Raw genomic sequence first — 22,488 nt, forward strand, 5'->3', positions numbered from 1 at the left:
CAGGCCCCGCCGCTCAAGCCCCGCCGCTCAAGCCCTGCCGCTCAAGCCACCGACGAGCGGCTGACGTTGGCGTCGTCGCCGTCCTTCTTCATGTTCCCGGCCAGCTCGCGGAAGGACATGTGGCTGATGGACAGGAGGATGAGGCCGAAGATGATCTGCTGCGCCGTCTGGCACAGCCACATCACGTTGGCGTAGGCGAGGCCGTGGGCGTTCACCACCGCGGCGGGCAGGAACAGGCCCAGGCCCACCTTCGTGGCGGCCTGGAAGGTGCCCATCATCCCGGGCGCGGCGGGGATCATGATGCCCACCACCAGCACGCACATCACGATGTACGCCTGGAAGAGCGACAGCCCCATGGGCTCGCACGCGACGCCCGGGGCCGCGCCGGAGCAGTCGAAGGCGCGGGCGAGCAGCGCCATGCCCACGCCGTTCAGGCCCCAGTACAGGACCGTGTAGAGGAAGAAGAGCACGATGTGCTTGCGGTCGGGCAGCTGGCGCATGGCGCCCACGAAGCTGTCCACGATGTCGGCCACCTTCTCCGCCATGTTCGGGGAGAAGCGGCCCACGGTGGCGCGCACCAGGTGCACCGTGCGCGCCTGGTGCCACAGGCCCACGAGCAGGAACACGAGCCCCCCGCCGAACACGGCGAACATCAGCCAGGAGCCCAGCTTCACGTACCGCACCCCTTCGGTCTCCATCGGGATGAAGAAGAGCAGCACGCGGAAGAGGGCCGCGACGAAGAGCCCGTCCACGATGCGCTCCAGCACCACGGACGTCATCGCCGCGCTGCGGCGGATGGAGCTGCGCTGGGCGATGAGGAAGGGCCGGGCGAACTCCCCCAGGCGGAACGGCAGCACCAGCAGCATCATGAAGCCGATGCCGGACGCCTCATTGAGCTTGCGGAACGGGACGCGCTCCAGCCCCGACAGCAGCGCGCCCCACCGCAGCGTGCGGCAGACGTGGATGCAGGTGAGGCACAGGAAGTACGGCACCACCCACGCGTAGTTGGCCGCCTTGAGGCTGGCGATCTGCGTGGACACGTCCGTGTCCCGGAAGGCCCACCACATGAAGGCAACGGTGACGAGCAGGCTGGCGATGAGGTTGACGGCGCGTTTCACAGCGGCCGGGTATAGCGTCACTCCCCCTGCGACTCCAGCGGAACGCCTGTCTGGCCGCTCCCGGGGCGCATGCACGAGGGCCTGGCGGCGGCGCGCTCCCCTGCTCCGTCGTTCAGGCGTCGTGCCCGCGGTCGGAGCCGTCGGAGGGCATTTCGTCCTCCCGCTCGTCGGCCTGGCGGTCGGGCACGCGGTACTCCTCGCCCAGCCAGCGGCCCAGGTCCACGGCGCGACAGCGGCGGGAGCAGAACGGTTGGGAGGTGTTCTCCGGACGGGGAGCCACGGGCTTCTGACAGATGGGACACGGCTGGAGGGGCATGGCGGGCGTGGACTTAGATAAGCCTTGACGCTCGCGCTTGCCAGGACGTTTCTTGGCCCGGCCGTGCAGACGACCCCGGAGACCGCTCACACGCTGTTGCAGAGCGACCGGCTGTCCCGGGACTTCACCGCCGTGGGCATGGAAGACACGGTGGCGGAGGCGCTGGAGAAGATCCGCGCGAACCCGGGCACCGGGGAGATCTTCTACTGCTACGCCTGTGACGCGGACGGCCGGCTGGCGGGCGTGGTGCCGCTGCGCAAGCTCATCCGCGCCGCGCCCTCGGAGCGCATCGCGTCGCTGATGTTCACGCGGGTGGTGAAGCTGCCGGTGGACGCGTCCGACGCGGTGGTGGAGGACTTCTTCGTCACCTACCGCTTCCTGGCCTTCCCGGTGGTGGACGCGGACGGGCGCATCGTGGGCGTGGTGGAGATGAACCAGTTCGTGGACGCGTTCTCCGACACCCTCTTCAGCGAGGTGGAGGGCCGGGTGCGCGACGAAGTCTACCGCTTCGTCGGCCTGCCCAAGGGGGAGCTCCAGGAGAAGCGGCCGGTGCGGCTCGCGCTCAAGCGCTTCCCGTGGCTGCTCGTGAACATCGGCGGTGGGTTCCTGGCGGCCACGACGACGCGCCTGTTCGAGCACACGGTGGCGGAGCTGGTGGTGGTGAGCGCCTTCATCCCCATGGTGCTGGTGCTGTCGGAGAGCCTGGGCGTGCAGACGACGGCGGTGGCCGCGTCGATGGTCGCGCACGGGGACGTGGACAAGAAGGTGGTGGTGCGCGAGGTGGTGGCCGCGAGCCTCGCCGGCCTGATGGCGGCCACGGTGGTGGCGATCCTGGGGCGCCTCTATTCACCGGGGTTCGGCTTCCCGCTGGCGCTGTTCGTGTCGGTGGCGGTGTCCGCCACGCTGGCCTCGTGCCTGGGCGGCATCCTCCCCTTCCTGTTCAAGCGCCTGAAGGTGGATCCGCACCTGGCGTCGGCGCCGCTGGTGCTGGCGGTGGCCGACAACATCACGCTGCTGACGTACTTCGGCCTGGTGACGCGGTTGGTGTTGTGAACGACGGTGGTTTCTTCGGGGAGTCCAAGCCATGAAGGTCATGCGCATCACGCAGCCCGGCGGTCCGGAGGTGCTCGCGTTCGACGAGCGGCCGGAGCCCACGCCGGGACCGAACGACGTGCAGGTCCGCGTGCGGGCGAGCGCCCTCAACCGGGCGGACCTGCTCCAGGTGCGGGGCGTCTACCCTCCTCCGCCGGACGTGCCGCAGGACGTGCCGGGTCTGGAGTACGCGGGTGAGGTGGTGGCGGTGGGGCCCCGGGCGCGGAAGTTCAAGGTCGGGGACCGGGTGATGGGCCTCGTCGGTGGCGGCGCGTGGAGCGAGGTGCTCACCACGCACGAGCGCGAGGTGCTGCGCATGCCGGCCGGGATGGACTTCGCGGACGCGGCGGCGCTGCCGGAGGCGTACCTCACGGCCTGGGACGCGCTGGTGCTCCAGGCGGACCTGCGCGCCGGGGAGACGGTGCTGGTGCACGCGGTGGCGAGCGGCGTGGGTGCGGCGGCGGCGCTGCTCTGCCGCGCGATGGGCGTGCGCGTGGTGGGCACCGGGCGCAACGCGGAGAAGCTGGCGCGGGCCTCCGAGTGGGGCGTGGGCACGACGGTGCTCTGTGCGTCGTCGCCGCCCGTGTTCGCGGACGCGGTGCTGGAGGCCACGGAGGGCCGGGGCGCGGACGTGTGCCTGGACCTGGTGGGCGGCAACTACCTGCCGGAGTCGCTGAAGGCGATGGCGCCCCGGGGCCGGCTGATGCAGGTGGGCTCGGTGGCAGGGACCCGCGTGGACCTGGACCTGGGTCTGGTCATGCGCAAGCGGCTGCGCATCACCGGGACGGTGCTGAGGAGCCGGCAGGCGGAGGAGAAGATGGCGCTGACGCAGGCAGCGGAGCGCCAGTTGCTGCCGCTGTTCGACTCCGGCGCGCTGAAGCCCGTGGTGGATGAGGTGCTGCCCATGGCGGAGCTGCGCTCCGGGCTGGAGCGGATGGCGGGCAACACCACCGTGGGCAAGGTCGTGGTGCGCTGGGCGTAGCGGCTACGCCCGGCGGGAGGGGCTCCGCTTCCGGGCCGGAGCCTTCTTCGCGGCGCGCGCCGGTTTCACTTCGGGCTCCGGTGCCTGCGAAGCCTTGAGCACCTTGGAGGAGGCGCACCGGCGCCAGGCCTCCTTGAGCAGGGATTGCAGCAGAGGCCGGTCCACGGTGGTGAGCTGGACGATGACCATGGGCCAGTCCTGGTAGTGGGGCGTCACCCGGAAGACGTCTGGCTTTGACTGGAGCAGCGCCTCCCGGTGGTCGAAGTCCACCTTGATGACGATGGAGTCCTCGTCCAGCACCCGCGCGAAGAGCGTGTCGCTCACCCGGAAGCCCGGCGTGCCGTACGAGGGGCGCTCCTCCGTCGCAGGCAGTGCCAGCGCCAGCTCCCGCACGTCGTCCACCGTGAGTCGCGCCTTGCGCTTCGCCGGCTTCGCCTTCGCCGCCGCCTTCACCGTCTTTCGCCGGGTCGCCATCCGTGCCTTCTCCTCGTTGGAACGTGGACTCCTGGGGATGCAGGAGTTTCCGACATTGATGACCCTTTGCTACCGTTCCCCGGGTGAGTCAGCCACAGACCCTCCCCTTCGGCCGGTACGAGCTCCTGGAACGATTGGGAGCTGGCGGCATGGCGATGGTCTACCGGGGGAAATACACGGCCGGGCCCGGGATCACCAAGATCGTGGTCATCAAGCGGGTCCTGAGCGAGTACGCGGACGACCCGGCCTTCGTGGAGATGTTCCTCAACGAGGCACGCATCTCGGTGGGGCTCAACCACGGCAACATCGTGCAGGTGTTCGACTTCGGGCAGGTGGACGGGGAGTACTTCCTCGCCATGGAGTTCGTGGACGGCCAGCCCCTGTCCCGGGTGATGAAGCGGCTCAAGGCGAAGGGGTTCGCCTGGATGCCCGCGCCCCTCGCGGTGAGCACCGTCATCGAGCTGTGCCGGGGCCTGCACCACGCCCACACACGGACGGATGAGGACGGGGCGTCGCTGGGGCTCGTGCATCGGGACATCTCTCCCGACAACGTCCTCGTGAGCTACGAGGGCGAGGTGAAGGTCTCCGACTTCGGCATCGCCAAGGCGCGGCTCGCGGGACGCCCGCAGACCGAGGTCGGCGTCATCAAGGGCAAGTATCCCTACCTGGCCCCAGAGCAGCTCAAGCAGTGGCCCGCGGATGCCCGCGCGGATGTCTATGCGGCGGGCGTTGTCCTGTTCGAGCTGTTGTGTGGCGAGCGGCCTGTCTCCGGCAACGAGCTGGAGATCTTCCAGCGCGCCACCGAAGGCCGCCTGACGCCAGCGCGCAGCCTCAACCCCAGCCTGGATGACGACCTGCTGGCCATCCTGAAGCGTGCGCTCGCGCCCTCCCCCGACGAACGCTACCGGAGCGCGGAAGCGCTGCAGCAATCCCTGTCGGACTGGCTGGGCTCCCGCGCCCCCCGCCTCCCCACCCACGCCCGAAAGCTGCTCATGGCCTGGAGCTTCCAGGAGGAGTTGGCCGCCCAGCACCGGCCTGTCGCCCTCCCCGAGCCCTTCCTCCGCCAGCTCCAGACCTGGCGCGACGAAAAGATCCTGGCCAGTCCCGCCCTCGCGGCGGCGTCCTCGCCCCCTTCGCCCGTGATGCATGAGTGGCCCGCGCTTCCCCCGGAGCTGGTGCCCGAGCGCCCGCCGCGCGCGCCACCCCCACCAGTCCCCGTCGTGAACGCCCAGGCGGCGCGGGAGTTCTCCCGGGCGCGGCTTCAGACACTGCTCGCTCGGGACAGCTTCTGGTGGGCGGTCATGGTGGGGGGGAGCTGCGTCATCCTCGGTACCTTCGCTCTGGCGCGCGCCTGGAGCCGCCCGGTCCCGATGACAACCCAGGCCGTGGACCCGCGGCTCGCCTACGCCCGGGGCCAGGAGCATTCGCTGCGCCAGGAGTCGGCCGCAGCCGCGGTGTGGTTCCGGCGGTGTCTGGAGTCAGCGCCTTCCAACACCGATTGCAGACTCGCGCTGGCGAAGGCCTACGAGGCGCAGGGGCGCATGACGGACGCGCGCGACGCGTACGAGCGCTTCGTGGAACTCCAGCCCCAGGGCGCTGAAGCGGATGCCGCCCGAGCCTTCCTGAGGGCCCATCCCCCCTGAGGGCAGCCAGGCATCACCGAAGCCATTGCGTGCGGGGGGCGGAACCGTATCCTGCGCCGCCATGGCTACCCACTTCGACCCCGCGGCCGCCGCGCAGCCGGGCTCCGGCATCTTCGGCCTCCCCCACTCGCCCGAGGAGGCCCACGTCGTCGTCATCCCCGTGCCCTTCGAGGCCACCACCAGCTACGGCGGCGGCACGTCCGACGGACCCGCCGCCCTGCTCGACGCCAGTCGCCAGGTGGACCTGTTCGACGTGGAGACGGGCCGCCCCTACGAGCGCGGCATCGCCATGCTCGAGGCTCCGTCCGAGCTGCACGAGTGGAACACCCGCGCCAAGGAGCGCGCCCAGATCGTCATCGAGGCCGGCGGCATCGATGAGGGCACGCCGGAGCTGCTCGCCGCCGCGCGCGACGTGAACGTGTTCAGCGAGAAGCTCAACGACCACGTCTACCGCACCGCGAAGCACTGGCTGGAGCAGGGCAAGCGCGTGGCCGCCGTGGGAGGCGACCACGCCATCTCCTTCGGCATCATCCAGGCCCACGCGGAGAAGTACCCCGGCATGGGCGTGCTCCACCTGGACGCGCACGCCGACCTGCGCGTGGCGTACGAGGGCTTCACCTGGTCGCACGCGTCCATCTTCTACAACGTCGCGGAGCGCATCCCCGGCGTGAAGACGCTCGTCCAGGTGGGCCTGCGCGACATGAGCGAGAACGAGCACCGCTACATCGAGCAGTCCGGCGGTCGCATCCAGGCCTTCTTCGACGCCACCCTCCAGCAGAACCGCTTCGACGGCTTGCCCTGGAACCAGCAGGTGAAGCAGATCGTCGAGAAGCTGCCGCAGCAGGTCTACCTGTCGTTCGACATCGACGGATTGGACCCCGTGCTGTGCCCGCACACCGGCACCCCCGTCCCCGGCGGCCTGTCCTTCCCGGAGGCCACCGCGCTCGTGGCGGGCGTCGTGCGCTCGGGCCGCACCATCGTCGGGTTCGACTTGACGGAGGTGGCCCCCGACCCCGAGGGCAGCGAGTGGGACGCCAACGTGGGCGCCCGGCTGCTCTACAAGATGATCGGCTGGATGCTGAAGTCGCAGCAGGCCTGAGCGTTAGCAGACGACTGGCTAGTCACATCAACCGCCCAGAAGGGGCAGTCTATGTACATCAAGAACCTTAAGATTCAAAACCTGAAACTCTTAAAAAACATCGAGCTCCCATTCACAAACAGCGACGGCAGTCCTCGAATGTGGACAGTCATCATCGGGGAAAACGGAACAGGAAAAACATCAATACTACAAGCAATTGCCATGGCATCTGCCGGACAGCGCAACGTAACCGGCCTAGCAGAAAACATTGAATCCTTAAGAGACAAACGAGCCCCCAGGACCACCGTACAAATAGAAGCAGAATTCATCCTAGACGCAACCCAACGAAAAGAGCGCCTCTATCCGGGCTATCCAGGCGGCAAGCCGCCCGGAGACGTCGTGATTCAGTCACACGTCAGACTAAACCCAAAACAAAAAAGCCTAGAAGCAAATTCAAACTACCTCGGAGTTGACGCGAGCATAGATCCGATCGACCAAGCACGAAGCCTAGACGCGAAATTATGGTTTGTGGCAGCCTACGGAATCCACCGAAACCTACCGGACAGCACAATCTCAAGCCCTCGGATTCAAAATGCAAGCATTGACCGACTAAGACCAATATTCAAAAACGATGTGCCGCTAATTGGGACAGCCTTCGCCAATGTCCTCACAACCAAAAAGCGCACGACATACGCAAGAATCCTAAGGGATACATTGTTTGGCGCAAAAGACCTACTTCCTGGATTTAAGGATCTTGAGCTACGAGGCAAAGGCGGAGCCAACAGCAGCCTAGCACTACAAGAGCGGCACCGCTTTATCCAAGACCTTCCATCTGGGAACCTCAAGCTTGCTGCTAATTGGCTCTCGCATGGCTACCAGTCAACCATTGCATGGATCGCCGACCTAGTTGGCCAGATTTTATATGAATCAAAACTAGACAATGGCATGTCTCCCAAGGAGATGGAGGGACTGGTCCTGATTGACGAACTAGACCTATATCTCCACCCCAAATGGCAGAGAACACTAATACAAACACTTAAGAGAACTTTTCCAAAAATACAATTCGTAGCAACCACCCACTCGCCATTGGCACTTGTGGGGCTACGACCAGATGAAGATGAAATCATCAGACTCGCCATAAACAAGAGCACAGGCAACGTGCAGCAATACGACATGAAAAATGGACAAGCGAACGAGCCAGATCCACGCCTGATGACTGGAACGGAAATCTACCAAAATTACTTTGGAATCAACCAGTTCTATCCCGACAATCTCGGCGACCTCCTCAGGAGACACCGTTTTCTCGCGGCCAATCCATTTAGAAGCGACAAGGACGAGATAGCTCTTGATCAGATCGAGAAGAAGCTCCGCGAAGAGGGCGTCGATCCGGACTTTGAGCGGACTCCGAGGGAAAACCCATGATTTCCATCTCTCGAGGAGAGGAACCAAAGGAACTTATCAGAAGCCGACGACAGCACTTATCTCAGGCAAGAATTAACAAGCAAAAAAACAGCCCAATCGAGTTCTCTGGGTATGAAATCATCAAGAAATATTTAGCAGAAGCACAATATTTCAAGTGCGCATTTTGCGAAAAGGGTATCCGTCTCGAAGGGAGCCCAGTTGAACATTTCCGACCCAAGGGCGGCGTTTCAAACCCAGGCAAAGCGCCAGATCCCAACCGATACTGGTGGCTGGCTTGGACGTGGGAGAACCTTCTACTCGCATGTTTTCGCTGCAACACCACCTACAAAAAAAACCAGTTCCCCATAAAAGAAGGTTCTGCACCACTAGCCGAGTTCTCCTTTGCCTTACACGAAGAACATGCATTGTTAATCGACCCTACCCGTACCGATCCACGCCACCACATCAGGTTCCAGTATTCCACCAAGCGCAACAAGTGGCTTCCCGTTTCGATCAATGGCTCAGTAGAAGGGGACCAAACGATACACACGCTAGGCCTTGAGTTCGATGAATCTGCCCAGCACCACATCGAGCTCGTTGAGCATTATTTTTTATTGATTCTAGACAGCATTGTCGAGGGACCGCTTCCCCATATTCGGCGCACCTGGGACTGGGTCATCAAGTCGCTTTTCGCAAAAAAACAATCCTTCCATTCCCTCACATGGGACATTCTAGATCACCAGTTCCCCGAGGACACCAGAACCCTGTATGGCCTTGACATGCCTACGCTTGGCCGCCTTGAGCATTTCGATCCGGCGCCTGTCTTTTCCGACCCACCGGAACTATCTCTCGTTTCAGAGTCGTTGCGCTTGCGCGTCCGCGCATTAGGCCCCTCGGCGTCTCAAGACGTTGCCACCTCCCTAGTGAAGGATTTGCTGGACGCACATGCATTCACGAACGAAGAACTGGCCCTCCTGCTTGAGCGTACTGTGTCGACGGTAAAATCCTGGCGCAGATTGGTTGCCCTTCCTTGATATGGATTCGGGCGCGGGTCGACCCATGGTTTGCCACAGTAGTCGAGCGATTCGCAGCAGGCCTGAGGCTCAGGCCACGCGGGGCAGCGACACGCTGAACGTCGCGCCCCGGCCGGGCAGGGACTCGGCCGACAGCGCGCCCCCGTGCAGCCTCGCCAGCTCCGAGGCCACGTAGAGGCCCAGCGACTCCCCCCGGGCCGGCCCCTCCGGGAAGGCCTGGAACAGCCGGGGCAGCTCCGCTTCGGGGATGCCCGGGCCCGGGTCGCTCACCCGCACGAGCACCCGCTCCTCCGACGCCCGCAGCTCCACGCGCACCCCACCCTGGCGCGCCGCGTTCGACAAGAGCACGTCGAACACCTGCCCCAGGCGCTCCGGATCAAAGCGCAGGTCCACCCGCTCCCCGGGCACCGACAGCTCCACCGGCACCCCGGCGCCGCGCTCACGACAGCGCTCCACCGACGCCTCCAGGTGCGAGCGCAGGTCACCCTCCACCGGCCGGAGCGTCAGGCTGCCCGCGCTCAGGCGCGCCGCGTCCTGCAGGTACTGGCCCATCCGCTCCAGCGACTGGAGCTGCAGGCCCAGCGCTTCCACCGCGAGCTGGCCCGGAGGCGGCAGCCCCTGGAGCTTCCGGAGCTGCTCGCGCGCGACCTCCAGCGGTCCCTGGAGCGTGCGCGCCACCCACTGGCCCAGCGCCTCCACCGGCGTCTCCGGCTCGCGGGACGCGCCCGGGGCCTTCTCCAGCGAGCGGCGGATCAGCGCTTCGAAGTCGGTGATTTCAAAGGGCTTGTTGAGGAACGCGGACGCGTCCGGCGAGCCCTGCTGGAGCACCGCGCTCAACAGGATGATGGGCACCTCGCGCAGGCCGGGCTCCTGCTTCAGCCGGCTGCACAGCTCCATGCCGCTCATGCGCGGCATCATGTGGTCCGTCACCACCAGCTGCGGACGTCGCGAGCGCGCCAGTGCCAGCGCCTCCTCGCCATCCCGGGCCCGCACGACGTCATGCCCCAGGTCCTCCACCACCTGGCTCAGCACCTCCAGCACGGCGGGCTCATCATCCGCGACCAGGACGAGACTCATGTGAAACAACTCCCTCGGCCCCCGCGGGCTTGAGCATCATGTCGCGCCAGGACGCTGATCAGGCTCCACCCCGGCCCCCGGTTCTGCAATCCACCCGGGGCAAGGACGTTGTGCCTGAAAGTGTGCTCGTTCACGGTCGCGCCTTCTGGTCTATGAAGAGCCAGACGCCGCTTCCAGACACCCCGGGAATGGCTGGAGCCTTCCCGACATTCAGACTGTCTTCCGGGAGACAATCCCGGGCGGCGTACGGAGGAAGGGCATGAGGGCAGCACACATCCGGTGGGGACTGTTGCTGGTGGCACTCGCGGTGGCGGTGCCCGCGCACGCGGATCTCTCCCGGCGCCGCAGCGATGTGGTGGAGGTGGTCCAGAAGGTCTCCCCCGCGGTCGTCTACATCGGCACGGAGCAGGAGGTGGAGTCGCGCTTCCGCGGCCGCGCCCGCTCGCCGCTGGAGGAGTTCTTCGGCCAGGGCATGGAGGAGCCGCGGACGCGCCAGCGCATCCAGGGCCTGGGCAGCGGCGCCATCATCGACGCGTCGGGCGTCATCGTCACCAACGACCACGTCATCCGGGGCGCGTCCGCCATCCACGTCGTGCTCGCGGACGGGCGCACGTTCGACGCGGAGGTGATGGGCAGCGACGCCAACAACGACCTGGCCGTCCTCAAGGTCAACGCGCGAGCGCCCCTGCCCACCGCGAAGCTGGGCACCAGCTCCGACCTGATGATTGGAGAGACGGTGGTGGCCATTGGCAGCCCGTTCGGCCTGAGCAAGACGGTGACGGCGGGCGTGGTGTCCGCCATCGGCCGCACGTTCCGCGCGGACGACCGCGTCTACAACGACTTCCTCCAGACGGACGCGGCCATCAACCCGGGCAACTCCGGCGGGCCGCTGCTCAACGTGGACGGGGAGATCATCGGCATCAACACCGCCATCTACGCGAACGGCCAGGGCATCGGCTTCGCCATCCCCGCGGACAAGGTGCGGCGCATCGTTGATGAGCTCACGCGCTTCGGGAAGGTGCGCCCCGCGTGGGTGGGCATGGACACGGCGGACCTCCCCGCGCAGATCGCCGCGCGGCTCGGGTGGGATCGCACGTACGGCGCCGTCGTCACGAACGTGGAGGCCGACAGTCCGGCCGCCCAGGCGGGCGTTCAGCGCGGCGACGTGGTGGCCGAACTGGGGGGTTCGCGCATCGAAGACGCGGAGGATTTCGACTCGCGCGTGCGGGGCTATCCAGCCCGCTCGGTCTTCCCCTTGGTGCTCTTCCGAGCAGGCTCGAATCGCACCGTGCAGGTGACGCCGGTTGAATTTCCAGCTCGCCTGCTCGAAACCCTGGCGTGGGAGCGGCTAGGACTGCGGGTGAAGGAGAATAAAAACGGGATGGCGATTTCAGCGGTGCGTCCGGGCTCCGCCGCGTCGGAGATCGGGCTGGAGGCGGGGGACGTGCTGTTGCGGATGAACAACCAGCCGGTTCCGACGGCTGACACTTTCCGTGAAGCCCTGCTCACGGCGCGACGGGGACGTAGCGTGTTGTTGCTCGTGCGTCGCGGGCGCTACGGCTACCACCTGACGCTGCCTTTTGAAGGACAGCGGCTGTAGTCGTCGCGCGGGGATTCCAGGATCGACGGGAAGGGCACTAGCATGCCGTTCCCATGAGTTCGCCTCGCTACCAATCACTCGGTCCCCTCCTCGCCGGAGAGGGCTCGCGGGCCTTCCTCGGACTGGCGCTGGAGGATGGCGCCACGCCCCGTCCCGTGGTGCTCATCTGGGCACCGCCTGAAATCGCGCAGAACCCGGAGCTGGTGGCGCGCCTGGAGCGCGAGACGAACCGCGCCATCGTCTTCGACCATCCGAACATCCTGCGCGTGCACGGCCTGGAGAAGCTGGACGGGGGCCTCGCGCGCGTCACCGAGTTCGCCGACGGCGAGCCGCTGCGCCGCGTGCTCGAAGTGGGTCCGCGCATGTCGCCCGCGTTCGCGGCGCTCGTGGTCGCGGACGCGGCGATGGGCCTGCACTACGCGCACGTCGCGGGCAACGACGACGGCTCGCCGCTGGTGCACGGAGACATCCGGCCCGAGACGCTGATGGTGTCGTTCAGCGGCTTCACGAAGGTGACGGGCTACGGCGCGCTCAGCGTGGCGCCCCGCGAGCGCGGCGGCAAGCGCGTGAAGAACCGCCGCGCGTACACGTCCCCGGAGCAGCTGCTGGGCGGGCGCGAAGCGGTCAACGTGCAGTCGGACGTGTTCCTGCTGGGGCTCACGCTGCACGAGTGCCTCACCGGGAAGATGCCCTTCAAGGAATCGGCGGATCCGGACAAGGCGGTGCTCAACCGCGCCCTGCCGCCGATGCCGCCGGACGTGCCGCTCAAGCTGGACGCCGTCGTGCGGCGGGCGACGACCAAGCGCGCGATGGAGCGCTACCCCACGGCGCTCGCGTTCCGCGAGGCGCTGGTGGAGGCCATCGGGAAGCTGCCGACGCACGAGTCCTTCGCGGAGCACCTGGCGAAGCTGTTCCCGCCGGAGAGCGATGCGCGGGCCGCGCGGCGGAAGACCATCGAGCTGGGCATCGCGGAGGCGCTCTCGAAGGCCGGCATGTCCGCGCCGCAGATCGCGGAGATCCTCGCGAAGGGCGCGGGGCTCGCGGAGCCCGTGAAGAACCTGGTGCCCGAGGTGAACTCGGCGGCGTCCGGTGCGGCGGGCATGAACGCCCCCGCGTCCGCGACGACGGGTGCGAACGCGAGCCCCCAGGGTGTTCATTCGGGCTCGCAGGCTTCGACGCACGCACACGGCTCGGCTGCGAGCACGCAGGCTTCGACGCACGCGCAGGGCGCGACGGCGAACACCCAGGCTTCGACGCACGCGCACGGCTCGGCTGCGAACCCCCAGGCTTCGACGCATGCTCAGGGTACGGCGGGCACGCAGGCTTCAACGCACGCGCAGGGCGCGACGGCGAACACCCAGGCGTCGACGCACGCCCAGGGCGCGACGGCGAGCACGCAGGCTTCGGCGCACACGCACGGCTCGGCTGCGGGCGCCCACGCCTCTTCATCCGCGCAGGGCTCCGCTTCGAATGCTCACGCGGCGACGCACGCTGCGTCCGGCGCCCGGGGCACGACGGCCGACGCGCGGCCCGCGGGCCCCATCTTCGGCGGAGCGGCGGGCCCCGCGACGCCGGTGCCCGCGCAGAAGGCCTCGCGCGCGTGGATCCCCTACGTCGTCGGCGGCCTCGTGCTGACGCTCGGCGCGGGCGCGGTGGTCGTCCAGCGCCAGCTCCGGGGCACCATGTCGGTGGAGACCTTCGACGCGGGCGTGCCTGAAATCGTGGCCGCCCCCGTCCCCTTCGACGCCGGTCCCGAGGACGCGGGCGTGGAGGATGCCGGCATCGTGGACGCAGGCCCCGTCATGGGCGTGCTGGACCTCACCGTGGAGCCGCGCGTGGAGGTCACGCTCAACAGCAACAACACCCTGCTGGGCCGCACGCCGCTGTCCGCGCCGCTGCCTCCGGGCCGCCACCTGCTCACCTTCACCAACGGCGCGCTCGGCATCTCCGTGTCGCGCACCGTCACGGTGGCCCCCACCGGCCGCTCCGCGTTCCAGTTCTTCCTCAACAAGGCCTTCATCAACGTGCGCGGCCCCGCCGGCGCCAACGTCACCATCGACGGGAAGCCCGCGGGCGTCGTCCCTGTTGAAGAGCTGGACGTGTACGAGGGCTATCACCGCCTGCTCGTGACCGTGGGTCCGTCTCGCTGGCAGAAGTCCTTCACCATCGAGCCCGGCCAGCGCGTCAACTTCGACGTGAACTTCGAGGAGCCCCCGGAGGCCGAGGAGTAGTCCCCTCGCCTCGGGAAACCCGAGCGCTCCATGCCGGCCCCCGAACGCGGCGGGCCGGCAACAGACCACCGGGTGATTCGCCTGCCCTGACCTCGGGCCCCTCCAGTTGGAAAGGCCCGTGAGCCGCACCGGAGGCCGGGGAATCCACCCCCGGCTCCCGGTCTGGAATCACCGCCGCGTCAGTCCCAGCGGCTGGTGAGCTTCAGCGTCCACTCCCGCAGCCGGCCGTTGCCCGTGCCCGACGGGTTGACGATGTGCAGCTTCCACAGTCCGTTGATGGTGCCGTCGCGCGGGATGCCGCGCGTCACCGGGATGCGCTTCGGGGGCGTGCCCTCGTTCGGCCCGTCCCACAGGAGCGCCGTCTCACCGCCCGGATCCTCCAGCGTGAGCACCAGCCGGGACGGGTTGTTGTGCACCAGGTCCAGCTCCACGGTGATGTCCTCCGGCACCGTCGCCAGGCCCACCACCGGCTGCCCCGTCACCACCGGCGTCGTGTTGCCCTGCAGCGCCAGGTCCGACCAGGCCGTGAACTCGCCCGCCATCCACGCCGGCCGGCACCAGCCCTCGGTCGCGCCCGACGCCAGGCCGTGGCACGTCAGCCCCGCCCCGCACGGAACGAACAGCGAACAGGACGCGCCGTCCCCCGGGATGCTCGCGCCGGAGATACAGCGGCCATACGGGCTGGAGTTGTCGTTGGGGATGCCCTCGCAGAAGAGGCTCGGCTGGCACGTGGTCGCGCCGGTGCACGGCTCGCCCTGGGCAGCCTGCTGCGTGGCCGTCTTGAGGTTCTGCAGGGAGACGCCATCCACGCCGGGCAGCCGCCCCAGCTTCAGGATGTGGAAGAACGGCCGCGCGGCCACGACCGCGTTCGCCGCCGTCGCGGACATCCCGTAGGTGGCCTGCAGCGCGCCCGCGCCCTGCGTGTTCGCCACCGCCAGCGCCCGGCGCGCCTCCGCCACGTTGAACGTCACGCCCTGGAACGTGCCCACCCAGCCGTCCACCGGCAGCTCCACCCGGCCCGTGCCCCGCGCGTACGCCTCCAGCGCCGCGAGCGCCGCCGGGCCCACGTAGGGCACCGCGTCCACCTGCTCGATGGAGACGAAGCGCCGGTCATCCCCCGTGTGCAGCACGCCGTCCGGGCCCTCGCGCCAGTCCATCAACGCCTGCGCGGCCTGGAGGTTCAGCGGCACCTGGGTGTCCAGCACCGGGAGCGTCGTTGAATAGTCATTGAGGAAGAGCACCACGCCGTTGCCGGCGGGCGTGCCCGTGGCGAGTTCCTGCGCACCGGACACCAGCGCTGCGCTGTCGGGGACGGCGGCGCCGCCGCAGCTCAAGAGGAGGGGAACCGAGGAAAACGACAAGAAACGACGGAGTCGGGAGGTCATGGCCTCCATGTACTCCATGACAAGGGGGCCTGTCGGCGGAGTTCAGGCCTCGCCTTGATACAGGCTGATGACACCGTGCACCTGGTCGCTGACGACCTGCAGGATGTCCACCGCGGCTTCGGTGGACGCCATGCGGGCCACCGACATCTCCATCATCGTGGTCAGCTCCGTGACGGCGTTGGAGATCTGCGACACGCCCGCGGATTGCTGGCTCACCGACGCGGAGATGCGCCGGACGGCATCCGCGTTGCCCTGCACCAGTCCGGACAGCATGCGCAGCCGGTCGCCCGAGGCGCGGATGGTCTCGATGCCCCGGCCCATCCGCTCCCCGCCCTCGCGCGTGAGGTCCACCACGCCCTGGATGCGCGTGCGCGTGTCGTCCAGCACCGAGCGCACCTGATGGGTGGCCGCCACCGACTGCGACGAGAGGCTGCGCATCTCCCGGGCAACCACCGCGAAGCTGCGCCCATGCTCGCCCGAGCGGGCCGCCTCGATGGCGGCGTTGATGGCGAGCACGTTGGACTGGTCCGCCAGGTCCTGCACCGTCCGGGTGATGCCGGCGATCTTCTCCGTGTACGCCGCGAGCCCCTGGATGTGCACGGAGATGTCCTCCACCTGCGCGCGGATGTCCGCCAGGCCCTCCACGCTCCGGCCAATGGCGTCCTCCACCACGGCGCCCACGTCCCCCGCCTCCTCCGTCGAACGGAGCACCCGCGTGGCCTGCTCGGAGGCGATGAGCGACGTCTGGCGGATCTCGTCCGCCGTCACCTGCGTCTCCTGCAGCGCCAGGGCCTGACGCTCCAGGTCCTGCTGCTGGTCCTTCGTGGAGCCAGTCAATGTCTGCACGGAGTCGCGCAGCGCGGCCACGGAGCCCACCAGCGGCTGGACGACCCGCTCCTCCACCGCCCGCCGTGACAGCTCCAGCTGCGCCTCCCGCTCCGCCGCCGCCCGCAGGTCACGCCGCCCCTGCACGCAGGAGATGATGAGGAAGACGTCCTCGAACACCACCCAGGCCACGTGCTCCATCCAGCGCCAGGTCTCCCGCGCGTGCGCGCCGAAGATGGACTCCGGCCAGAGGGCGCCCCGCAGCAGGTGGTCCGCCGCCACCACGCCGCTGAAGGTGAGCAGCACCCGCCAGTCCCGGTACATGGCCAGCAGCGCCAGCGAGCCGAAGATGTGGAAGTGCGTCTCGATGCGGCCCCCCATCAGGTGGATGAGCAGCCCGGACATCAGCGCCTGCCCCACCGCGATGACGTGCCGGGTGACCGCCTGTCCCGGCTGCGTCAGCACGAGCATCACCGGCAGGCCGCCGAAGAGCAGCCCCAGCCCCACCGCGGCCCAGACGTGGTGGTGGACCGCGCTCTGCAGGCCCGCCCACGCCCGGGGCGACAGGAACACCGCCGCCATGATTCCCGCCAGCCACTGCAGCACCATCAGGACGAGGAAGGTCCGGTCCGTGCGCCGGTTCAATGACAGGTACTGTTCATCGAAGAGCTGGCGCGACCGCTCCGCCACCTCGGCATCGGGGAGGTGGATGTTCATGGCAGGGGTGTACCGGATGCGGGCATGGGTGTTTCCAGGGCACAGCCAAAGACGGGCGACGCGGAGTCCTCCGGCGCCTGCGAGTCCACGAGCGCGCGGATGGCGAGGTTGCCCGCGCTGTCACCTTCGTGGCCCCGCGCGGGGGTGATGCCGCCGCTGAAGCGCTCCACGCCGTCCGGCGCGAACAGGACGACCTGGCCGGAGGTCCGCGCGCCCACTTCGCGCGCCGCCTGTCCGTCCACGTCCAGCACCACCTCCACGCCGGGCAACGCCCGGGCGCGCGTCCACAGCTCCGAGCGAACGAAGTCGGCGGGGGCTTCACGCGGTGCCCAGACGAACACGCGCGTGGCGAGCCGGCCGCCCGCGTGCGCCGTGAGCTTCGCCAGCTCCGCGAGCGTCGCGCGCGAACACGCGCACCGGGGATGGAGGAAGACGAGCAGCGACCACGCGCCGGGGCCGCGCGCGGGCGCGAGCGCCGGCGGCAGGCGGGACGGTGGCGTGGCCCCAGCTCCCGCGGCGTCCGCTTGGGACCACACCCACGCGGAGCCCAGCGCCGAGGCCACGACCCAGGCGCCGATGAGCCACGGCAGCGCCCGGCGCCGGAGCGCAGCGTGTTTCAGTCCCGCATCACGTGACACCCGAGCCGGGGCATCCAGGGGGCCTTGGGCAACTGCCGGGGCGACCATTTCCGGTCATGCTGGAGAGTTCCTGCCGCCTTGGCAATACGGATTCAGGCAGGCCGCTCCCAGAGCCGGATCTCCGTGCCCGCTCGGCGCACCAGCAACGGGCTCCGGGCACCGTCCACGGGCTCGATGCGGCCCGGGAGCGTCGCGGAGTGGAGGACCCGCCAGCCACGCTCAGCGAGCGCTGCGTGCACCTGCACGCCGAAGCCGCCTCCATAGGACGTGAGGAGGTGGGAGGCGCGCAGCCGGTCCAGGAGGTCGCGGGTGGCGTCGTCGGACAGGTAATAGAGCACCTCGGCCAGCAACACGAGGTCGGCCTCCAGGGCCACGTCCTCCGCGGAGGCCTCCACGATGCGCACGCGCGCGTTGCCGCCCAGCCGCTCGCGCAGGCGCGCGACGAAGCGCGGCTCGGACTCCACGGCCTGGATGTTCGCCTGGGGAAACAGTGACAGGAGGTGCTCGGTCATCATCCCCTCGCACGCGCCCACGTCCACCACGCGCCGGGGTGAAGGGGCCGCGTGGCGCAGCGGCTCCAGCACCTTCGCGGTGAGGGCGAAGCGCTCCCCTTCGTAGGTGGAGCCGGCGAAGCCCCACGGGTCCGCGAGCTCCGAGAAGATCTCCGGCTTGGTGAGGGACAGGGCGCGCACCACGTCCCCGGAGCGCACCTCGGTGAAGGCCTCGAGCCCGGGCCCGTCCCGCAGCGGATCCGTGCACGCACCTGCCTGGGCTCCGTCCGGGCGCTCCCGGTAGAGCGCGTTGAGCAGGCCGAGCTTCCGCTGGAAGGCCGCGTCGTCCAGCACCGTGCAGACCGACGGCCTCGCGCCCGTGGAGGGCACCCACAGCCGCTCGAAGACGCGGCTGACGAGGAGCGCCACCTCGCGGTGCAGCGGCGCTCCCTCCTGGGGGCTGTGCGTGAAGACGCGCGGGTCGCCCCGGGTGAGCCGCTCCCGGCACCACGGCCCCACTTCCGACGGAGACAGGAGCAGGTGCGTGCCGCGCGCGCCCAGCGCCCGGCCCACCACCTCCAGCTCGCGGCCCGCGCCCCCGTCCTCCGTCACCACCGCGAGCTGCGCGCCTTCCGCCACGGTGCTGAACAGGCGGACCACGTCCTCCGGGTGGGCCACCACGATGAGCGTCTCAGCCATGTCAGGCACTCCAGTCGGAATTCGCGGCCGCTTCGGGGGCCGGGAATCGGATGAGGGGAATCAACTGCTCGCGGATGAGCGGCTCCCAGGCCATCCGCTCCGCCAGGGCCCGGCCCGTCTCCAGCAGGAGGCGTCCTTCGTGGGCATCACGCGGGAGGCGGCGCAGCACCTCCTCCGCCACCCGCTCCGCCGTGCGCAGCTCCTGCTCGCGCAATACATGCGGTGCCAGCGCCTTCCAGCCCTCCACCGTCTGCGCGAGGCCGGCCTCCCGGGCATCCGTCACGGGGTCCGCCACCACGAGGTTCGGATGCGCGCACTCCGACAGGCCCGCCGCCGCGCACAGCGCCTGCAGGGTGCGCCGGGCTCCGCTCACGCCGGAGATGACGCAGATGGCGCCGCAGCCCAGGGCCTCCAGCTGCGCCAGGCCGTGGGACTCATACAGGGACTGGCCGAGGGACACGTCGGTGGCGCGGTGCAGGTCGTCCCGCGTGAAGTCCAGCCCCGCGGGCCACGTGGGCTGGTTCACGAGCACGATGTGCAGGCCGGTGTTGCGCGCGTTGAAGGCCTCCACCCGCGCCTTCACGTGGCGCAGGTTGTCGGACGGCTCCGCCTCGCTCCACTCGGACACCATCACGAGCAGCGCGGGCCGCCGCTCCGGAGGCAGTCGCTCCGCCAATCGCTCACACACGTCCACGTCGCGCCAGAGCCCCTTGCACACCTCGTCCCGGGAGATGTGCGTGAGCAGCAGGCGGAAGTCCCTTCCCCACCGCGTGCGCGCATGGTGCAGCACCCGCGTGCGCGCGGCCTCCTTCGCGGCCGGGTCCGTCGCGATGGCGCGATGTCCGTGGGGCACCACCGTCAGCGGCTGGCGCGCATACCGCGTGTCGAGGAAGCGCAGCTCGTCCGCGACGGAGGCGCTCACCGCGCCCACGCGGTCACACCGGTGGCCGTTGCGGAGGATCTGGAAGCCCGGCCAGGTGCCAACGGGATACACCTCCTCCAACGTCCGGCCCTGCTCCAGGCCCAGGCGCTGCACGTTGTAGAAGCGCGCGTCGGAGGCCCCCTGCCCCGCCTCGCCGTACTCCACGAGCACCCGGGGCGTGCGCACCTCGCCCGCGTAGTAGACGGTGCGGCACCAGTCGCGCCCGTCGAGCAGCGCCTTGTACGCGAGCGGCAGCGACAGGTGCTCCTGCGCGAGGATGACGGCCCCCGCGCCGTCCGCAGAGCGCAGCCGCGCCACCGCGTCGAAGACGGGCTCCGCGAGCGTGATGGCCAGCATCGCGTCATGGTCCAGGGGCGGCGCGTCCACGAAGCCGTGGTGCACCGCGCGCCGGAACAGGTGGTTCAGCCAGGGTGCCGCGCCCAGCCTCGTGCCGAAGAGGCCCCGCCACGCCCGTGAGAGCGCACGCCACGGCGCCGGGCGCCCGCCCCGACTGTCGAACGTGAGGTCCACGCCCAACAGCGTGTGCAGCCGTTGCAGGAACAGGGGCAGCGTGCCCAGGCGCACCCGGTAGCCCCGGAGCACGTCGGTGATGTCCACCAGCAGCACCTCCACCGGCCCGCCCGGCGCGTCGCGCGTCCCGTAGACGAACGACACGTCGTGTTTCGCCTCCACGGGCTGGAAGACGCGCGCCCACCGGGCCGGGTTGCGACGGCGCAGGCCGCTGTAGAGCACCTCGCCGTGTGCCTCCAGGTCGCGCGCGAGCGACTCCTCCGGCGCGTAGCTGCCCAGACCGCACGGGCGCACCGTGGGGCTCACGAGCAGCGTGCGCGGGAAGGCCTCGCGGTACCCGGGCTCGCCCAGCAGGTGCTCCAGCACCACGCCCATCCCGCCCAGCGTGCGCGTGGCTTCGTAGGACAGGTGCACCAGCAGGGCGCCGCTCGTGTCGGGCTCCGGCACGCTCACGAGGCCACCGTCCAGACGCGCTCGCACAGCTTGCGGCCCGCGCCCAGCCGCCTCGCGTGCGCCTCCACCGCGGGCAACGTCCTCGGCTCCAGCTGGCTTGCGTAGAAGGACAGCCCGCGCAGCTTCGCGCTCCACTGGGCCGTCACATCCAGACACCGGGGCGACAGCCCGAGCGCCCACGCGTAGTCCACGATCTCGTCATCGGGATGGTGGGCGGAGTACGGCAGGTCCTCGTAGTAGACGATGCGGCCCCGGTCCCCGCGCAGCGCCCGCACCGCGTCGCGCACGAGCAGGTGGTCCGCGTGGCTGGAGATGCCCAGCGGCACGTAGCAGACCGCGTCGTCGGAGGCATGGGCCAGCACGTCACCCAGCGCCTCCCGGACGCGCACGGCCAGCGCCGCCTGGGCCGCCTCCGACTCCGGCGGGGCTCCCGGCGGTGCGCGCAGGCTGGTGTCGCGGAAGCCCAGGTGCACGAGGTTCGCGCCGTGCGCACGCGCGAAGCGCCGGTCCTCGCCCATCCGCAGGGACGTCACCGCGAGCGCCCGCGAGGGGTCCACCGGGAGCACGAACTCCCAGCAGCTCTGCGAGAAGACGGTGACGAGCGTGGGGACGATGTCCCGGGGCACGTTGAGCAGGCTCGCGTACGCGCCGAGCGCCACGTCGTCCGGGTGCGGCGAGAAGAAGATGTGCTCGGGGCTCCCCTCTTCCTTCGGAGCTTTCTCAGCCACGGGAGCCTCCCGCGAGCACCGGCGCGGGCCACGCGTCGAGCGGCAGGTCGTGCAGGTCGCCCTCGGGCGTCACGAAGCCCAGCACGACGACGCGCTCGCCGTCGTTGACCACGGTGTGCCGGAAGGAACGCACCGGCGCGTCCAGTTCGCGCGTGAGCCCCTCGGAGAACTTGCCGGAGGTGATGAGCCAGTGCCCCGAGTCGTTGGGCATCAGGCGGGGCACGTCCCCGTCCAGCCACACGAGGCCCGGCCGGGACTCGCCCAGGTTGAAGGTGAAGAAGCTCTTGTCCGCGTGCGGCTCCGACGCGTGCGCCACCACCTCCCGGCGCCTCCGGGCCACGCTGGGCGCGTGGTACTTCACGAACCGCACCGCCCCTTCCGTGCGGCGGCGGAACAGGCGCGTGAGGCCTCCGGCGCGCAGGCCGTAGCCTTCCTCCAAGGCCTCCAGCAGCACGCTGCCCACCGCGTGGCAGGCGCGGTAGGCGTCCTCCGAGGCCTCCAGCAGCTCGCGCACCGGCTCCGGCACGCGGCGGCGGCGGAACTCGCTCCACGTCGCGGGCTTGGCCATGAAGGCCTCGATGGCCTGCCGCACCACCGTCGACTCCGGGTACCACGTGGCGTTGTAGCCCGTCTTGAACACCGAGGACGCGGGCATCAGCTCCTGCAGGTAGGGGTGCGCCAGGAGCGCGTGCTGCCAGGTGGCCTCGTAGCGTTCGAACTGGCCGTCCAGGTCGTGTCGGGCCAGGAGCGCCGCGGGACGCTCCAGGTAGAAGAAGCCGCGCTCGGAGAGGTGTTCCACCAGGGTCCGGACGAAGGCCTCCCGACGCCGGGGGGAACCCGACACGTAGTCCTCCAACCGCAGCGGGCGGATGTCCGTGAAGCGTGGGGTGTGACTCCGGATGAGGCCGTCCTCGCTCGGGGCGAAGGGCCTGGCAGGGGGGTAAGACGACGAAGTCCGGGGCGCGATGTCGGGCATGGGAGGTCGGGTCGTCATGGGTGGGTTTCGGGCTGGAATGCGTCAGAGATTACGGGCTGCGTCTGACATTCCTGGAT

19 protein-coding genes are annotated in these 22,488 nt (G+C 69.1%); 8 read left to right on the forward strand and 11 right to left on the reverse strand.

Going from position 1 to position 22,488, the window contains the following annotated elements; genetic code table 11:
• Positions 1–41: 41 nt before the first annotated feature.
• Both D7X12_RS14715 and D7X12_RS14720 read right to left on the reverse strand, forming a co-directional pair.
• A complete protein-coding gene (locus D7X12_RS14715; protein ID WP_120625902.1) occupies positions 42–1,118 on the reverse strand; it encodes a lysylphosphatidylglycerol synthase transmembrane domain-containing protein in 1,077 nt (358 codons plus the stop codon).
• A 112-nt stretch (positions 1,119–1,230) separates the two neighbouring features.
• A complete protein-coding gene (locus D7X12_RS14720; RefSeq protein WP_120610187.1) occupies positions 1,231–1,434 on the reverse strand; it encodes a DNA gyrase inhibitor YacG in 204 nt (67 codons plus the stop codon).
• Positions 1,435–1,458: 24 nt separating this feature from the next.
• Between D7X12_RS14720 and D7X12_RS14725 the strand changes: the two genes are divergently transcribed.
• On the forward strand, positions 1,459–2,487 hold the full coding sequence (locus D7X12_RS14725) for a magnesium transporter (RefSeq protein ID WP_120625903.1): 1,029 nt from the start codon (positions 1,459–1,461) through the stop codon (positions 2,485–2,487).
• Positions 2,488–2,518: 31 nt separating this feature from the next.
• Positions 2,519–3,508, forward strand: coding sequence for an NAD(P)H-quinone oxidoreductase (locus D7X12_RS14730; protein ID WP_120625904.1), 990 nt, complete (start codon positions 2,519–2,521; stop codon positions 3,506–3,508).
• Positions 3,509–3,511: 3 nt separating this feature from the next.
• Here the strand turns inward: D7X12_RS14730 and D7X12_RS14735 are convergent, their stop codons facing one another.
• On the reverse strand, positions 3,512–3,982 hold the full coding sequence (locus D7X12_RS14735; protein WP_120625905.1) for an MmcQ/YjbR family DNA-binding protein: 471 nt from the start codon (positions 3,980–3,982) through the stop codon (positions 3,512–3,514).
• Positions 3,983–4,065: 83 nt separating this feature from the next.
• On the opposite strand from D7X12_RS14735, the gene D7X12_RS14740 reads away from it, so the two are divergent.
• The 4 genes from D7X12_RS14740 (at position 4,066) to D7X12_RS42395 (ending at position 9,138) form a co-directional block, all read left to right on the forward strand.
• Complete coding sequence (locus D7X12_RS14740) at positions 4,066–5,625, forward strand: serine/threonine-protein kinase (protein WP_279637184.1); 1,560 nt, start codon at positions 4,066–4,068, stop codon at positions 5,623–5,625.
• A 61-nt stretch (positions 5,626–5,686) separates the two neighbouring features.
• Positions 5,687–6,724, forward strand: a complete 1,038-nt coding sequence (locus tag D7X12_RS14745; RefSeq protein WP_120625907.1) for an agmatinase family protein — start codon at positions 5,687–5,689, stop codon at positions 6,722–6,724.
• A 51-nt stretch (positions 6,725–6,775) separates the two neighbouring features.
• Positions 6,776–8,125 carry an AAA family ATPase gene (locus D7X12_RS14750; protein ID WP_120625908.1) on the forward strand — a complete coding sequence of 450 codons (1,350 nt, stop codon included), beginning with the start codon at positions 6,776–6,778 and terminating at the stop codon, positions 8,123–8,125.
• Positions 8,122–9,138: an HNH endonuclease family protein gene (locus D7X12_RS42395; RefSeq protein WP_147443660.1), complete on the forward strand. Its 1,017-nt coding sequence runs from the start codon at positions 8,122–8,124 to the stop codon at positions 9,136–9,138. The genes D7X12_RS14750 and D7X12_RS42395 overlap by 4 nt, the downstream gene beginning before the upstream one ends.
• Positions 9,139–9,207: 69 nt before the next feature.
• On the opposite strand, the gene D7X12_RS14755 is transcribed toward D7X12_RS42395, so the two are convergent.
• Positions 9,208–10,215: an ATP-binding response regulator gene (locus tag D7X12_RS14755; RefSeq protein WP_120625909.1), complete on the reverse strand. Its 1,008-nt coding sequence runs from the start codon at positions 10,213–10,215 to the stop codon at positions 9,208–9,210.
• Between the two features lie 259 nt (positions 10,216–10,474).
• Between D7X12_RS14755 and D7X12_RS14760 the strand changes: the two genes are divergently transcribed.
• Positions 10,475–11,815: a trypsin-like peptidase domain-containing protein gene (locus D7X12_RS14760; RefSeq protein WP_120625910.1), complete on the forward strand. Its 1,341-nt coding sequence runs from the start codon at positions 10,475–10,477 to the stop codon at positions 11,813–11,815.
• A 53-nt stretch (positions 11,816–11,868) separates the two neighbouring features.
• Positions 11,869–14,046: a protein kinase domain-containing protein gene (locus D7X12_RS14765; RefSeq protein ID WP_120625911.1), complete on the forward strand. Its 2,178-nt coding sequence runs from the start codon at positions 11,869–11,871 to the stop codon at positions 14,044–14,046.
• Between the two features lie 179 nt (positions 14,047–14,225).
• On the opposite strand, the gene D7X12_RS14770 is transcribed toward D7X12_RS14765, so the two are convergent.
• From D7X12_RS14770 to D7X12_RS14800, 7 genes are all read right to left on the reverse strand, one after another.
• Positions 14,226–15,431, reverse strand: a complete 1,206-nt coding sequence (locus tag D7X12_RS14770) for a proprotein convertase P-domain-containing protein (protein ID WP_120625923.1) — start codon at positions 15,429–15,431, stop codon at positions 14,226–14,228.
• 42 nt (positions 15,432–15,473) lie between these two features.
• Positions 15,474–16,973, reverse strand: coding sequence for a methyl-accepting chemotaxis protein (locus tag D7X12_RS14775; protein WP_120625912.1), 1,500 nt, complete (start codon positions 16,971–16,973; stop codon positions 15,474–15,476).
• A complete protein-coding gene (locus D7X12_RS14780) occupies positions 16,970–17,611 on the reverse strand; it encodes a hypothetical protein (RefSeq protein ID WP_120625913.1) in 642 nt (213 codons plus the stop codon). The genes D7X12_RS14775 and D7X12_RS14780 overlap by 4 nt, the downstream gene beginning before the upstream one ends.
• Positions 17,612–17,703: 92 nt before the next feature.
• A complete protein-coding gene (locus D7X12_RS14785) occupies positions 17,704–18,801 on the reverse strand; it encodes a class I SAM-dependent methyltransferase (RefSeq protein ID WP_120625914.1) in 1,098 nt (365 codons plus the stop codon).
• Position 18,802: 1 nt separating this feature from the next.
• Positions 18,803–20,707, reverse strand: coding sequence for a glycosyltransferase family protein (locus tag D7X12_RS14790; protein WP_147443661.1), 1,905 nt, complete (start codon positions 20,705–20,707; stop codon positions 18,803–18,805).
• A complete protein-coding gene (locus D7X12_RS14795; RefSeq protein ID WP_120625916.1) occupies positions 20,704–21,435 on the reverse strand; it encodes a PIG-L deacetylase family protein in 732 nt (243 codons plus the stop codon). Before D7X12_RS14795 ends, D7X12_RS14790 begins: the two co-directional genes overlap by 4 nt.
• Positions 21,428–22,279 carry a hypothetical protein gene (locus tag D7X12_RS14800; protein WP_147443662.1) on the reverse strand — a complete coding sequence of 284 codons (852 nt, stop codon included), beginning with the start codon at positions 22,277–22,279 and terminating at the stop codon, positions 21,428–21,430. Before D7X12_RS14800 ends, D7X12_RS14795 begins: the two co-directional genes overlap by 8 nt.
• Positions 22,280–22,488: the final 209 nt, after the last annotated feature.

Source organism: Corallococcus sicarius (genome assembly GCF_003611735.1).
Classification (GTDB): Bacteria; Myxococcota; Myxococcia; order Myxococcales; family Myxococcaceae; genus Corallococcus; species Corallococcus sicarius.

Bases quoted from the DNA above. Each gene is read 5' to 3' on its own strand.
- D7X12_RS14720 (WP_120610187.1), bottom strand. From the start codon at position 1,434: ATGCCCCTCCAGCCGTGTCCCATCTGTCAGAAGCCCGTGGCTCCCCGT.
- D7X12_RS14730 (WP_120625904.1), top strand. From the start codon at position 2,519: ATGAAGGTCATGCGCATCACGCAGCCCGGCGGTCCGGAGGTGCTCGCG.
- D7X12_RS14735 (WP_120625905.1), bottom strand. From the start codon at position 3,982: ATGGCGACCCGGCGAAAGACGGTGAAGGCGGCGGCGAAGGCGAAGCCG.
- D7X12_RS14745 (WP_120625907.1), top strand. From the start codon at position 5,687: ATGGCTACCCACTTCGACCCCGCGGCCGCCGCGCAGCCGGGCTCCGGC.
- D7X12_RS14750 (WP_120625908.1), top strand. From the start codon at position 6,776: ATGTACATCAAGAACCTTAAGATTCAAAACCTGAAACTCTTAAAAAAC.
- D7X12_RS42395 (WP_147443660.1), top strand. From the start codon at position 8,122: ATGATTTCCATCTCTCGAGGAGAGGAACCAAAGGAACTTATCAGAAGC.
- D7X12_RS14755 (WP_120625909.1), bottom strand. From the start codon at position 10,215: ATGAGTCTCGTCCTGGTCGCGGATGATGAGCCCGCCGTGCTGGAGGTG.
- D7X12_RS14760 (WP_120625910.1), top strand. From the start codon at position 10,475: ATGAGGGCAGCACACATCCGGTGGGGACTGTTGCTGGTGGCACTCGCG.
- D7X12_RS14765 (WP_120625911.1), top strand. From the start codon at position 11,869: ATGAGTTCGCCTCGCTACCAATCACTCGGTCCCCTCCTCGCCGGAGAG.
- D7X12_RS14770 (WP_120625923.1), bottom strand. From the start codon at position 15,431: ATGACCTCCCGACTCCGTCGTTTCTTGTCGTTTTCCTCGGTTCCCCTC.
- D7X12_RS14775 (WP_120625912.1), bottom strand. From the start codon at position 16,973: ATGAACATCCACCTCCCCGATGCCGAGGTGGCGGAGCGGTCGCGCCAG.
- D7X12_RS14785 (WP_120625914.1), bottom strand. From the start codon at position 18,801: ATGGCTGAGACGCTCATCGTGGTGGCCCACCCGGAGGACGTGGTCCGC.